The organism is Bradyrhizobium sp. 4, assembly GCF_023100905.1.
In the GTDB taxonomy this organism is placed as follows: domain Bacteria; phylum Pseudomonadota; class Alphaproteobacteria; order Rhizobiales; family Xanthobacteraceae; genus Bradyrhizobium.
The window spans coordinates 5,747,652-5,760,030 of sequence record NZ_CP064686.1 but is presented as its reverse complement, the minus strand read 5'-3'; the positions used below and the strand labels follow the sequence as shown (position 1 = coordinate 5,760,030).

Sequence of the window (12,379 nt, the reverse complement as noted above, 5' to 3'; positions counted from 1 at the left end):
CTTATAGTTCAAAAAAAGAATGTGTACATCAGCATGGAAATGCGCCAGCGATCCTGTCCTGGAACAGCCGAAAACGCGCCCTTGTAAGCGGGATTTAGACCAAACTATTTCCAAGTACGAGAGCGGGGCCCGTCGTCCAAGTCACGGCACGTGAGCATCTAATCGCTTGACGAGTTCAAAAAAAGAACTGTAGGCTGCGCACGAGATGGCCGAACGCAACGGCCGCGACGTGCCGGATTTACGGCTGGACCCGTTCTGCGCGATGCCTCTTCGCAAAGGGCGCGACGAGCCGCCACAGGCGCAACAAAACAAAGCCGCACACCCGAAAAGGGGTGCAAGTTTGGGAGGACGCAATGCTGGTGAGATGGAAGATTGTCGCGGCTCTGGCTCTATTCCTGAGCGGCCCCGCATTCGGCGCCGACGAGCCGGGAATCACTGCCACCGAGATCAAGATCGGCGGAGTTTTCCCCTTCAGCGGACCGGCATCATCGATCGGTCTCGTGGGCAAGGGGCTCATGGCCTACATCCAGGCCTTGAACGACCGTGGCGGCGTCAACGGACGCAAGATCAACTACATCGCCTATGACGACGGATATAGTCCTCCCAAGGCGGTGGAGCACGTCCGCAAGCTCGTTGAGAGCGACGAAGTGTCGTTCATGTTCGGCCAGCTCGGCACGCCCGGCATCTCGGCCACTGCAAAATACCTGAGGGCCAAGGGGGTACCGAGTGTCGCGATCGTCAGTGGCTCATCCAAGTTCACGGACGTCGCCAATTACCCCCTGATCACCACGGGCCTTGTCAGCTACGACACGGAGGGAAGAATCTACGCCAAATACCTGACGAAGACGCTGCCGAACGCCAAGTATGCCATCCTCTATCAGAACGACGATCTCGGCAAAGATTACGTCGCTGCCTTCAAGGCGTTTCTCGGCAAGGACTTCGATCGCAAGGTCGTCAGTGCGTCCTACGAGGTCACCGAACCGACCATTGATTCGCAGATTACCAATCTGAAGAGCTCGGGAGCCGAGGCCCTGGTGATCGCCGGGACGCCGAAGTTCGCGGCACAGGCCATCCGGCAGGCTTCAGTGATCGGCTGGAAAGCGACCGTGATCATCAATTTCCCGTCCGGATCGGTCGGAGGCACGCTTGCACCGGCCGGGCTCGACAAATCGGTCGGCGTGATGGTCGGCACGACCAACAAGGATGTCCTGGACGAGACATGGAAGGACGATCCGGGCATGCGGGCTTACCGGGCATTTTTCGACAAGTATCTGCAGGGGGCCGATATCACCAACGGCAGCTATCTGACCGGTTATCAGCAAGGCGTCCTGCTCGAGCAAATCCTCAAGCAATGCGGTGATGATCTGTCGCGGAAGAATATTCTGGCGCAGGCGAAGAACCTGAAAGACGTCGTCGTTCCGACCGTGCTGCCGGGGATCAAGGTCAACACCAGCGAGACCGAGAACATGATCTGGACGCAGATGCGGCTGCAGCGCTGGACCGGCACAACGTGGCAAGCCTTCGGAGAAGTCCTGGACGCCAGGTCCGAGTGACTCTGGCGCAGCCCGTTCTATCCATCCGCGGTAATTCAGGAGATCGTTTTCGATGTCGACGAAGCCATTGACGTTTGCGCCAAGGGAGCTCTCCGTCGAGCGCCGGATCGACGGCACGCTCATATTGAGGTCGCCGCTCGAATTGGGGCCATGCGACTGGCGCGTCACCGATTTTCTGCCGCGCTGGGCAGCCGCGGCTCCGCAGCGAATATTCCTCGCACAGCGCAATGCCAAAGGGGGATGGGACGAGATCACCTATGGCGAAGCATGGTCGCAGGTGCAGGCGGTCGGCCAGAGTCTGATCGACATGGGCGCAAAGCCGGCTGACAGGCTGGCCGTGCTTTCGGGCAACTCCATCGAGAACGCGGTGATCTCCTTTGCTGCGATGTCGATAGGCGTCATTCTGGCGCCGATATCGCCGAACTACACGCTGATGCCCGGCGGCCTTGCGCGCCTCAAGGACATCGCGCAGGTGCTGCGTCCGAACTTCGTTTTCGTTCAGAGTGGACGCGACTTTTCCGCCGCCCGTTCCGTTCCCGAACTGGCAGACTCTACCTGGATCAGCGTCGATGGCGCGCCGGATACGATCCCGTTCCGCGTACTGACGGATCGAACGGGCTGCGAAGGATTCACGCGTGCGTCGGGTGCAATCTCCAGCGACGCCGTTGCGAAGATTCTCTTCACGTCCGGTTCGACCGGATTGCCAAAGGGTGTGCTGAACACGCACCGCATGATGGCGAGCTCCCTGCAAATGGGAAGCCTGCTGGTGTCGCCTCCGGAGGCGCCGGTCCAGGTCGAGTGGCTGCCGTGGCACCATACGATGGGCAGCAACGTCATTCTTCACGGCATTCTCAAGAACGGCGGGACGCTCTACATCGATGACGGCCGCCCGCTGCCTCAGCTCTTTCACAAGTCGGTGGCGAACCTCAAGGAGATCTCTCCGACGGCGATGTTCAATGTGCCCGCCGGCTATAACCTGTTGTGTGATGCCATCGAGAACGATGCCGCCCTCGGCGCGAGCATCTTCAAGCGGCTGGATCGATTGAGCTACGCCGGGGCTGCCATTTCGCAAGGAACGCTCGAAAAACTCTATCGGCTGACCTCATCGATCACAGGCCGGCGGATTCCGGTGATGTCGGGCTATGGGACGACTGAAACGGCGCCGACAATCAGCACGACGCATTGGGCAACGGATCGGCCGGGCGAGATTGGTCTTCCGGCGCCGGGTGTGCAGCTGAAACTGATCCCTGTTTCCGACACGTACGAGGCCAGGGTGAAAGGCCCCAACGTTACCCCCGGTTACCTCGGCAGGGCCGATCTCACCGAGAAGGCCTTCGACGAGGAGGGGTTCTATCGCATCGGCGACACCGTGTCGTTTATCGATCCCGAGAAGCCGGAGCTCGGTCTGCGTTTCACGGGCAGAATTTCCGAGAACTTCAAGCTCGCGAACGGCACCTGGGTTGCGATCGGAGCGATGCGTGCCGCCATTCTGGCCGCCACGCGCGGCGTACTGCTGGACATCGTCGTTGCGGGAGAAAACCGTGAAGCCTGCGCGCTGCTGTGCTGGCTGAATCCGACCGAGGCGGCTCGGATTTCGAACGCGCCGGCTGGGGATTTGACTTGCGACTCCAAGGTAATCGAATTCCTGAAACATCGGTTGCAGGAATATAATGAGGCTGTCGGAAGCAGCGAAAAAATCTGCTCGTTCACCCTGCTGAAGGATCCGCCCTCATTGGCCGCGGGAGAAATCACCGACAAGGCCTATGTCAATCAACGTGCTGTGCTCAAGCACCGGGCTGAACAAACGGACCGTCTTCACTGCAACGAACCTGACGCAACCGTGATTCGAGTCTGAGGATGCGTTCAATGCCGGACGCCGGTGGCCGGCTCAAGCCGCGCTGCGGCGGGCCTTTGCCTTCGTCTTGCCAGGTGCCTCCATCGTCCGCGGGCCTTGGGCGCCTGGCCCTGGATGGGTATGAACCTCCCTGGCCAGGAGCGGCTCGCCGCATTCAGAGCACACCATGACCGGGTCGAAGTCCTTGCCGCACTTGCGGTGCTGGTGCAACAGCGGCCGGCCGCGCTCGTCGAGCATGTGAGTATCGCCCCAATGCACGAGCGCCATCATGATCGGATAGAGATCGAGGCCCTTCTGGGTCAGGATATATTCGTGTCGCTTGGGCGCTTCCTGGTAGGGAATGCGGCGCAGAATGCCCAGCCGAACCAGCTTCTTCAGCCGTTCGGCGAGGAGATGGCGGGTAATTCCAAGCGCCGACTGGAATCCTTCGAAGCGCCGTGTGCGCAGAAAGCATTCGCGCAGGATCAGAAGCGTCCAGCGGTCGCCGATCACGCCGATGGTTCGGGCCATCGAACACGGCTCTTCCTCCAGTTCTTTCCACTTCATCCGTATTCTCCAGTCATCCCGGCGAGACCCGCTCGATTCGCCGCCAGGGCCGCCGCATCTCCCTAGCATTCTAGATAGGTACTGAATTCCAAACAATACCCGATGAACCAGTCAAACCAGCACAACTCCCGCCAAATTTGACAGTTCGATTTTAGAACTATAGAAGTGAGAACAAGCAAGCCATGCGATTGGATCGCCGGTCCCTGACCATCCAATACGCTCTGCGGGAGAAAGCGGTCATGACCCTCAAGGTTGAATTCCAGTTCGATTTCGGCAGCCCGAACGCGTATTTGGCGGAGGTTGCCATCCCCGGGATCGAGCGGCGGACCGGCGTAAAATTCGAGTACGTCCCGGTCCTGCTCGGCGGGATCTACAAGGCGACCGGCAACATGTCTCCGTTCGATTCGCTTCGCGGGATCAAGAACAAGCCGGAATACCAGGCGCTCGAGACCCAGCGGTTCATCCGGCGCCACAACATCACACAGTTTCGCCAGAACTCCTTCTTTCCAGTCAACACTTTGATGTTGATGCGCGGCGCCGTCGCGGCCCAGTTCGAAGGCGTGTTCGAACCCTATTTCCGCGCCGCCTACCATCACATGTGGGAGGAGCCCAAGAAGATGGATGATCCCGAAGTGTTCCGGGCCGCATTTGCCTCCTCGGGGATCGACATCGACAGGCTGATTGCGCGCGCGCAGCAGGATGACGTCAAGAAGAGGCTGATCGACTTGACCAATGACGCCGTCGCCCGCGGTGCCTTCGGCTCGCCGACATTCTTCGTCGGCAAGGAGATGTTTTTTGGCAAGGATCAACTCCGGGACGTCGAGGAATCGATCGTCGAACAGACCCGGCAGCCCGTTTCCAAGACCGGCTAGTTATCAACTTGCGGTCCGTGCGTGTTGAGGCGAAGGGCTGACACCAAGCAAGAGTTTACCTTCAGCCGGTTGGCAGAAAAAAATCCAGGGAGAGTGCAATGGCTGGTCCGCTTGACGGCGTTCGTGTCCTCGATCTGACCGGTGTGGTGTCGGGCCCGTTTGCGACGATGTTTCTGGCGGATCAGGGTGCCGACGTGCTCAAGATCGAGCCGATCGGCGGCGATATCACCCGTCGCAGCCGGGCCACCATCGACAAGGAGGGCGAGTTCTCCGCGCTGTTCATTTCGTCAAACCGCGGCAAGCGTTCGCTCTCGATCGACGTCAAGAGCGCGGCCGGGCGTGAGGTGCTGGCCAAACTGGTCGCGCAGGCCGATGTCCTGGTGCAGAACTTCCGGCCCGGCACCATGGAGCGCCTCGGCCTCGGCGTCGAAGAGCTGCGCCGGCGTCATCCGCGCCTGATCTACGTCTCGATCAGCGGCGTCGGCGAGACCGGACCCTATGTGAAGAAGCGCGTCTACGATCCAATCATTCAGGGCCTGTCGGGCTTTGCCGATATCCAGTCGCAGCCGGTCACCAATCGCCCGCAGATGATCCGCACCATCGTGTGCGACAAGACCACCGCCGTGTTCACCGCGCAGGCGGTGGCGGCCGCGCTCTACGCGCGTGAGAAGACCGGGCAGGGGGATCATATCCAGGTCGCAATGCTGGACGCGATGATTTCCTACCTCTGGCCGGAAGGCATGATGCAGTACACGGTGGTCGGAGCCGAGGCCGCGGCTGCCGATCCGAATGACCGGCCCGATCTCGTGTTCAAGACCAGCGACGGCTATATCACAGCCGGCACCATCTCCGATTCCGAATGGCAGGGCTTCTGCCGGGCGTCCGGCGATCCCGAACTTGCCAACGATCCAAGGTTCGCGACCCCGTCGGCGCGTTCGGTCAACGCCACGGCGCGTATCAACAAGATGGCAGAGTATATCGGCCAGCACACGACCGCCGAATGGCTGGAGCGTCTGGATGCCGCGGATGTCCCTTGCGCGCCGATCCTGCGGCGCGGCGAGATCATCCACAATGAGCAGGTGGTGGCGCGCGGGATCATCGCGGAATTCGATCAGCCGAAGGTCGGCCTTGTGCGCCAGCCTAAGCCCGCGGCCCGCTTCGAGATCAACCAGGCTGCCATCGGCGGACCAGCCCCCCGCGTCGGGGAGCATTCGCGCGAGGTGCTGCGCGAACTTGGCTACGATGATGGCGCGATCGACGATATGGTTGCTGCACGCACGTTGCGCGTGGCCATGTAGACCGAAGCGCTTCGCGCGACCGGCGAACGGTTCTCAGGCCTTGGCAGGCGTCGGTGTAATTGGCGCGCGCGGAGCATTCGCCGCAGCCGCGCGCTGGTAAGCCTCCCGGCTTCGCATACGGTCGAGATAGGGCCGCGCATTGTCGCAAATGCCGACACCGTAGGCGACCGCCCAGTCCAGGCACGTCGTCAGCAGGATATCGGCGCTGCTGAATCGCTCGCCCATGATAAAATGTCGGCCGTCGGCCAGCGCGACCTCGACATGGCGCAGCTGCGCTCGAAAGTATTGGGCGGCTTGAGCTACGACCTCCGGCGCGACGCCGTAGATCGGGCCGAGCGCATCGGCGCTGTGACGGCGCATCACGTACAGGCTGGTCGAGTCGAGCTCGGTGACGATGAAAAAGCACCATTCCAGCCACGCTGCATAGTCGCGGGTGGATTCAGGGATCAATGCACGCTCGGGCGTAGAGTACATGCGCGACAGGTAAGCGACGATCGCGGCGCTCTCGCCAATGCGGAAGTCGCCGTCCTGCAGCAGCGGAATCTTCTGGCGCGCATTGAGCTTGGTATATTCGGCGGTCTTGGTCTCGCCGGTCCGTGGGCCGATCGGTTTGATCGTATAAGCCAGAGCGAGCTCGTGCATCGCCCAGTGCGGCCTAACGGTGCGGCTTGTCCCGACGCCCCACAAAATGAGGTCTGGATTGTCGCTCATGTCACCATTTCTCTGCAGCGGGACGAAGATCGAGTTCATGGGTCCAGCCATCGCGGCTTTGCTGATGGGCAAACCAATACGCTTCCGCAATTGAGGAGGTCTTGGTCAGGCTGTCAGGCGGGATCTCGCTGGCCTCGATCCCCCTGGCCGCCTTCATGCGCTGATGGATGGCTTCGCTATCGACACCGGCGTCGATGATGAGATGGACGACGTGAATATTCTCAGGCCCGAGCTCGCGCGCCATGGCCTGGGCCAGCGCGCGGAGACCGAATTTGGCCGATGCAAACGCAGCAAACCCCTTGCTGCCGCGGATGCTTGCGGTCGCACCGGTGAAAAAGATGGTGCCGCGTCCGCGGGACAGCATGACGCGCGCAGCTTCGCGCCCCACCAGGAAGCCGGCGTAGCAGGCCAACTCCCAGGCCTTGAAGAATAGCTTTTCGGTAGTCTCCAGCAGGGGCTTGTTGACGTTCGAACCGGCATTGAACAGGCAGATCTCGATCGGGCCGATATCGCGTTCGACGTCCGCGAACAGCTTCTGCACTTCCGCTTCCTGGCGGGCATCGACGCTGAAGGCGTGAATGCTGTGGCCTTTCCCCCTGAGTTCATCGACAAGCGCCTGAGACTTGGCTGCATCGCGCCTGCAGATGCAAACGGTGTAGCCGCCGCTGGCAAACCGCCGCGCAACGGCAGCGCCGATGGCATCGCCTGCGCCGACCAGCATCGCGACTCCGCGACTCTCTCCCATGCTCGCTTCTCCTATAAGTTCTTATTTGATACGCTATCGGTATCGCCTGGAAGCCGCGTTGTAAACGGGGTTCTCGATAGTCTCTGCATAGGACAGCGAACGTGCCATTTCTTGATCCGACTGTGACAACAAAATAGCGATTGACGAGTTCTAAAAAAGAACGCATGTTTCACCACGAGGCGCAATGCTCAAAAAGGCGCCGATGTTCTTCAGTCGGGAGGCGGTTAGTCGTGGCGAAGCTGTCGCAAGCACTCGGTCTCGATCAAATTGCTTTTCGGTTTGCTGGCCGCATCGACCAATCGACAGGTCGCCATTTTGCCAAAGCGCTGGACCAGATCGGGCCGCTCGAGGACTGCGCCGCGGCCATGGTAGCCTCGATCAGCGCGACGGCGAAATCCCCATCGTTCTGGTCTGGCTCAAAAACGTGGTCCACGTTCCAGAACCGATAGAACGGCTTCGCATACAGCGCGCCTAACTTAACCGGGAGAAGTTCCTTGAAAAAGAGAAATGCAACCGTCGCCGTGATCGGCGCGGGCGATTTCATCGGCGGCGAGATTGCCAAGAAGTTTGCTTCCGAGGGCTTTACTGTCTTCGCCGGCCGCCGCAACGGCGACAAGCTGGCGCCGCTGGTCAAGGAGATCGAGGCCGCCGGCGGCGAGATTCACGCACGTTCGCTCGACGCGCGCAAGGAGGAGGAGATCATCTCCTTCCTGAACGACGCCGACAAGCACGCGCCCCTGGAAGTCTGCATCTTCAACATTGGCGCCAACGTCAACTTCCCGATCCTCGAAACGACCGAGCGCGTTTTCCGCAAGGTCTGGGAGATGGCCTGCTACTCCGGCTTCCTTGCGGGGCGCGAGGCGGCCCGGCTGATGCTGCCGCGCGGCCAGGGCAACATCTTCTTCACGGGTGCGACCGCTTCGTTGCGCGGCGGCAGCGGCTATGCTGCCTTTGCCAGCGCCAAATTCGGACTGCGCGCTGTGGCGCAGGCGATGGCACGTGAGCTGGGCCCGAAGAATATCCACGTCGCCCACCTGATTATCGATTCCGGCGTCGACACCGAGTGGGTCCGTCAGCGGCGCCTGGAAGCGCTCGGGCCCGGTGCGCTCGACGATCCGGATCTGCTGATGCCGCCGGCCTCGGTCGCGACGTCCTACTGGCAGCTCTACCAGCAGCCGAAGAGCGCTTGGACCTTCGAGCTGGAAATCCGCCCCTTCGGTGAGAAGTGGTAGGACGCTCAGGATGGAACTCGCACTGTCCCCCGAAGACGCGTCCTTCCGTGATGAGGTGCGCGCTTTCATTTCCGAAAACTATCCGAAGGAAATGCGGGTCCCCAATCCGGAGACCGACCTGACCAAAGAGCAATCGTTGCTCTGGCACTGCATTCTCTACAAGAAGGGCTGGATCGCGCCGCTCTGGCCCAAAGAATATGGCGGACCCGGCTGGTCGATCACCCGGCGTTTCATCTTCGAGCAGGAAACCAGCCGGGCCGGGACGCTGCCGCCGCTGGCGTTCAGCGTGACCATGGTGGGTCCGGTCATCTACACCTTCGGCAACGACGCGCAAAAACAGAAATTCTTGCCGCGGATTCTTTCGGGTGAAGATTGGTGGTGCCAGGGCTATTCAGAGCCGGGCTCGGGCTCGGACCTCGCCACCGTCCGGACTAAGGCCGTGCGCGACGGCGACCACTACATCGTCAACGGCCACAAGACCTGGACGACGTTGGCGCAGCATGCCGACTGGATCTTCTGCTTGGTGCGTACCGATCCGGGCGCAAAGCCTCAGGCCGGAATCTCGTTCCTCCTGATCGACATGAAGTCGCCCGGCGTCACCGTGCGTCCGATTATCACAATCGACGGATCGCACGAGGTCAATGACGTCTTTCTCGAGGACGTCCACGTCCCCGTCGAGAACCTGATCGGCGAGGAGAACAAGGGCTGGACCTACGCAAAATTCCTGCTGGGCAATGAGCGCACCAGCATGGCCGGAATTGGCCGGTCGACGCGCTATCTCGACCGGTTGAAGAAGATCGTGAAGGCGGAGATCCCCGCGGATGATCCGGCGCATCTCGAATTTTGCAAGGAAATCGGGCGGATCGAGCTCGACGTGCTTGCGCTCGAGGCCACCGAGCTGCGGGTCGTTGCGCAGATGGCGCGCGGCATCGATCCGGGTCCTGCGGCTTCGCTCTTCAAGATCCGCGGCACCGAGATATTTCAGGGCATTACCGAGCTGACGCATCGCGCCATCGGAAATTACGGGCTGGCGCTTCGCGAGCGATCTTTAAGCGCAAACCAGTTCATGCCGGGTCCCGATTACGGCCACACCGCGACGGAAAAGTACCTGAACGCGCGCAAGCTCAGCATCTACGGCGGATCGAACGAAATCCAGCGCAACATCATCGCCAAAGCGGTGCTCGGTCTCTAGCAACAGCGCAACAAGAGGATCGGATGGACATCCAGTTCACGGAAGAGCAGGAACTGCTGCGCTCCAGCGTGCAGCGCATGCTGCGCGACCAGTACAGTTTTGAGGCGCGCCGCAAGGCCGTCGCCAGCGACGACGGCTGGAGCCGCAGGCAGTGGGATGCCTTTGCGGAGCTCGGCCTGCTCGCCGCGCCGTTCTCCGAGGAGAGCGGCGGCCTTGGTGGCGGCCCGCTCTCCACCATGATCGTTGCCCAGGAGTTCGGCCGTCACCTCGTCGTGGAGCCGTACGTCGAAACGGTCGTGCTAGCCGGCGGCTTGATCGAACATGCGGGCACCGATGAGCAGAAGCAGGCTTTGATTCCCGATATCATCGCCGGACAGAAGATCTGGGCGCTGGCCTGGACCGAAAAAGCCTCGCGCTTCGACCTCGCCAATGTCGCGACCACGGCGCGGCTCAACGGCAGCGATTACATGCTCACTGGTGAGAAGACCGCCGTCGTCGCCGCGCCATGGGCGGACTATTTCATCGTCTCCGCCCGCACCAAGGGCAAGCACGACGATCGCTCCGGCGTCAGCCTGTTCGTCGTCGATGCCAGGACGGCCAATCTGGATCTGCGCAGCTTCAAGACCATCGACGGCCGCCGCGCCGCGGAAATCACCTTACGGGATGTTCGCGGCGAGTTGCTCGGCAGCGAGGGGGAGGGCGTCGCCCTGCTGGAAGCCTGCCGGGACCGGGCCATTGGCGCGCTCTGTGCCGAGGCGGTCGGCGCCATGGCCGAGTTGAACTCAGCGACGCTGGAGTACGCCAAGGCGAGAAAGCAGTTCGGCGTCACCATTGGCAGCTTCCAGGTGCTGCAACACCGGATGGTCGACATGTTCATTGCCCATCAGGAGGCGCTTTCCCTGATGCAGCATCTCAATCTTAGCCTCGGTGCCGGCGAGAGCGGTATCTCGCGCCTCGCCTCCGGCGCCAAGTCGAAGGTCGGCTATGCCGGCAAGTTCATCGCCGACCAGGCGGTTCAGCTGCACGGCGGCATGGGCATGACCGACGAATTGAACGTCGGCCATTACTTCAAGCGAATCTCCTCCATCAACATCCAGTTTGGCGATCCCGCTCACCACCTGCTGCGTTACGTGCAGCTCGACGCGGCTGCATAGCAAAAGAGGCAAGCATGACGACAGAGGCAGTTATCGTTTCCACCGCACGCACCGGCGTCGGCAAGGCCTTTCGCGGTGCGCTGAACAACACCGAAGGTCCGACCATGGCCGGCCATGTGATGGCCGAAGCGGTGAGGCGCGCGGGCATTGATCCGGGCGAGGTCGAAGATGTGGTGATCGGTTGCGCGATGCAGCAGGGCACCATGGTGATGAACGTCGCACGCAAGGGGGCGATCCGGGCCGGCCTGCCAGTCACCGTTGCCGGCACCACGATCGATCGGCAGTGTGCCTCCGGCCTGCAGGCGATCGCGGTCGCGGCACGCTCGATCATGCTTGATGGCGTCGAGGTCGCAATCGGAGGCGGCATCGAATCGATCAGCCTGGTGCAAAACGAGCACATGAACAGATTCCATGCGGTCGACGACGAGCTGATGGCGATGAAGCCGGAGATGTACATGTCGATGCTCGACACCGCAGAAATCGTCGCCGAGCGTTACAAGATTGGCCGCGACCGGCAGGACGAATACAGCCTCGAATGTCAGCGCCGCATCGGTGCGGCGGTGCAGGCGGGCCGCTTCAATGACGAGATCGTCCCGATCACGACCAGGATGGCCGTCGTCAACAAGGACACCAAGGAGGTCACCTATCAGCAGGTGACGCTGTCGAAGGATGAAGGTCCGCGCCCCGAGACCACGGCGGAAGGACTGGCGAAGATCAAGCCGGTGTTCGAAGGCAAGACCATCACGGCCGGCAACGCCAGCCAGCTCTCCGATGGCGCATCGGCGTGCGTGGTCATGAGCGACAAGATCGCTGCGAAGAAGGGCCTGAAGCCGCTCGGCATCTTCCGTGGCTTCGTCGCCGCCGGTGTCGAGCCGGACGAAATGGGCATCGGTCCGGTCGCGGCGATCCCGCGCCTTCTCAAGCGGCACGGCCTGAAGATCGACGACATTGATCTCTGGGAGCTGAACGAAGCCTATGCGGTCCAGGTGATCTACTGCCGCGACAAGCTCGGCATCGATCCGGACAAACTGAACGTCAATGGCGGTTCGATCGCGATCGGCCATCCCTACGGCATGACGGGCAGCCGGCTTGTCGGTCACATCCTGATCGAGGGGCGCCGGCGCAAGGCGAAATACGGCGTGGTGACCATGTGCATCGGCGGCGGCATGGGCGCAGCCGGCCTGTTCGAAATTGTCAACTGATCGGAAAGCGGAGAAGCGC

General features: G+C 61.5%; 12 protein-coding genes. 9 read left to right on the top strand and 3 right to left on the bottom strand.

The window, feature by feature from the left end; genetic code table 11:
• Positions 1 to 353: 353 nt before the first annotated feature.
• Together IVB45_RS27505 and IVB45_RS27500 are read left to right on the top strand one after the other, a co-directional pair.
• Positions 354 to 1,553 carry an ABC transporter substrate-binding protein gene (locus IVB45_RS27505; protein WP_247358909.1) on the top strand — a complete coding sequence of 400 codons (1,200 nt, stop codon included), beginning with the start codon at positions 354 to 356 and terminating at the stop codon, positions 1,551 to 1,553.
• A 52-nt stretch (positions 1,554 to 1,605) separates the two neighbouring features.
• Positions 1,606 to 3,408: an AMP-binding protein gene (locus IVB45_RS27500; protein ID WP_247358912.1), complete on the top strand. Its 1,803-nt coding sequence runs from the start codon at positions 1,606 to 1,608 to the stop codon at positions 3,406 to 3,408.
• Positions 3,409 to 3,441: 33 nt separating this feature from the next.
• Here IVB45_RS27500 and IVB45_RS27495 read toward each other — a convergent pair whose 3' ends face one another.
• A complete protein-coding gene (locus IVB45_RS27495) occupies positions 3,442 to 3,954 on the bottom strand; it encodes a helix-turn-helix domain-containing protein (RefSeq protein WP_247358914.1) in 513 nt (170 codons plus the stop codon).
• A 239-nt stretch (positions 3,955 to 4,193) separates the two neighbouring features.
• Here IVB45_RS27495 and IVB45_RS27490 point away from each other — a divergent pair, with 239 nt between their 5' ends.
• Positions 4,194 to 4,826 carry a 2-hydroxychromene-2-carboxylate isomerase gene (locus IVB45_RS27490; RefSeq protein ID WP_247358917.1) on the top strand — a complete coding sequence of 211 codons (633 nt, stop codon included), beginning with the start codon at positions 4,194 to 4,196 and terminating at the stop codon, positions 4,824 to 4,826.
• A 98-nt stretch (positions 4,827 to 4,924) separates the two neighbouring features.
• On the top strand, positions 4,925 to 6,124 hold the full coding sequence (locus IVB45_RS27485) for a CaiB/BaiF CoA-transferase family protein (protein ID WP_247358920.1): 1,200 nt from the start codon (positions 4,925 to 4,927) through the stop codon (positions 6,122 to 6,124).
• Between the two features lie 33 nt (positions 6,125 to 6,157).
• On the opposite strand, the gene IVB45_RS27480 is transcribed toward IVB45_RS27485, so the two are convergent.
• Both IVB45_RS27480 and IVB45_RS27475 read right to left on the bottom strand, forming a co-directional pair.
• On the bottom strand, positions 6,158 to 6,835 hold the full coding sequence (locus IVB45_RS27480; RefSeq protein WP_247358922.1) for a glutathione S-transferase family protein: 678 nt from the start codon (positions 6,833 to 6,835) through the stop codon (positions 6,158 to 6,160).
• Position 6,836: 1 nt separating this feature from the next.
• On the bottom strand, positions 6,837 to 7,580 hold the full coding sequence (locus tag IVB45_RS27475) for an SDR family NAD(P)-dependent oxidoreductase (protein ID WP_247358924.1): 744 nt from the start codon (positions 7,578 to 7,580) through the stop codon (positions 6,837 to 6,839).
• 230 nt (positions 7,581 to 7,810) lie between these two features.
• Here IVB45_RS27475 and IVB45_RS27470 point away from each other — a divergent pair, with 230 nt between their 5' ends.
• The 5 genes from IVB45_RS27470 to IVB45_RS27450 are packed head-to-tail and all read left to right on the top strand — an operon-like array spanning position 7,811 to position 12,360.
• A complete protein-coding gene (locus IVB45_RS27470) occupies positions 7,811 to 8,029 on the top strand; it encodes a hypothetical protein (protein ID WP_027570874.1) in 219 nt (72 codons plus the stop codon).
• A 45-nt stretch (positions 8,030 to 8,074) separates the two neighbouring features.
• Complete coding sequence (locus tag IVB45_RS27465; RefSeq protein ID WP_247358925.1) at positions 8,075 to 8,812, top strand: SDR family oxidoreductase; 738 nt, start codon at positions 8,075 to 8,077, stop codon at positions 8,810 to 8,812.
• Between the two features lie 10 nt (positions 8,813 to 8,822).
• Positions 8,823 to 10,004 carry an acyl-CoA dehydrogenase family protein gene (locus IVB45_RS27460; RefSeq protein WP_247358927.1) on the top strand — a complete coding sequence of 394 codons (1,182 nt, stop codon included), beginning with the start codon at positions 8,823 to 8,825 and terminating at the stop codon, positions 10,002 to 10,004.
• 23 nt (positions 10,005 to 10,027) lie between these two features.
• Positions 10,028 to 11,158, top strand: a complete 1,131-nt coding sequence (locus tag IVB45_RS27455) for an acyl-CoA dehydrogenase family protein (RefSeq protein WP_247358929.1) — start codon at positions 10,028 to 10,030, stop codon at positions 11,156 to 11,158.
• A 14-nt stretch (positions 11,159 to 11,172) separates the two neighbouring features.
• The gene (locus IVB45_RS27450; RefSeq protein WP_247459995.1) at positions 11,173 to 12,360 is read left to right on the top strand and encodes an acetyl-CoA C-acyltransferase; all 1,188 of its coding nucleotides are present in this window, start codon (positions 11,173 to 11,175) and stop codon (positions 12,358 to 12,360) included.
• The last annotated feature ends 19 nt before the right edge of the window (positions 12,361 to 12,379 follow it).

Coding starts and splice junctions, on each gene's coding strand:
- IVB45_RS27500 (WP_247358912.1), top strand. CDS start 1,606: ATGTCGACGAAGCCATTGACGTTTGCGCCAAGGGAGCTCTCCGTCGAG.
- IVB45_RS27455 (WP_247358929.1), top strand. CDS start 10,028: ATGGACATCCAGTTCACGGAAGAGCAGGAACTGCTGCGCTCCAGCGTG.
- IVB45_RS27505 (WP_247358909.1), top strand. CDS start 354: ATGCTGGTGAGATGGAAGATTGTCGCGGCTCTGGCTCTATTCCTGAGC.
- IVB45_RS27450 (WP_247459995.1), top strand. CDS start 11,173: ATGACGACAGAGGCAGTTATCGTTTCCACCGCACGCACCGGCGTCGGC.
- IVB45_RS27490 (WP_247358917.1), top strand. CDS start 4,194: ATGACCCTCAAGGTTGAATTCCAGTTCGATTTCGGCAGCCCGAACGCG.
- IVB45_RS27495 (WP_247358914.1), bottom strand. CDS start 3,954: ATGAAGTGGAAAGAACTGGAGGAAGAGCCGTGTTCGATGGCCCGAACC.
- IVB45_RS27480 (WP_247358922.1), bottom strand. CDS start 6,835: ATGAGCGACAATCCAGACCTCATTTTGTGGGGCGTCGGGACAAGCCGC.
- IVB45_RS27460 (WP_247358927.1), top strand. CDS start 8,823: ATGGAACTCGCACTGTCCCCCGAAGACGCGTCCTTCCGTGATGAGGTG.
- IVB45_RS27485 (WP_247358920.1), top strand. CDS start 4,925: ATGGCTGGTCCGCTTGACGGCGTTCGTGTCCTCGATCTGACCGGTGTG.
- IVB45_RS27475 (WP_247358924.1), bottom strand. CDS start 7,580: ATGGGAGAGAGTCGCGGAGTCGCGATGCTGGTCGGCGCAGGCGATGCC.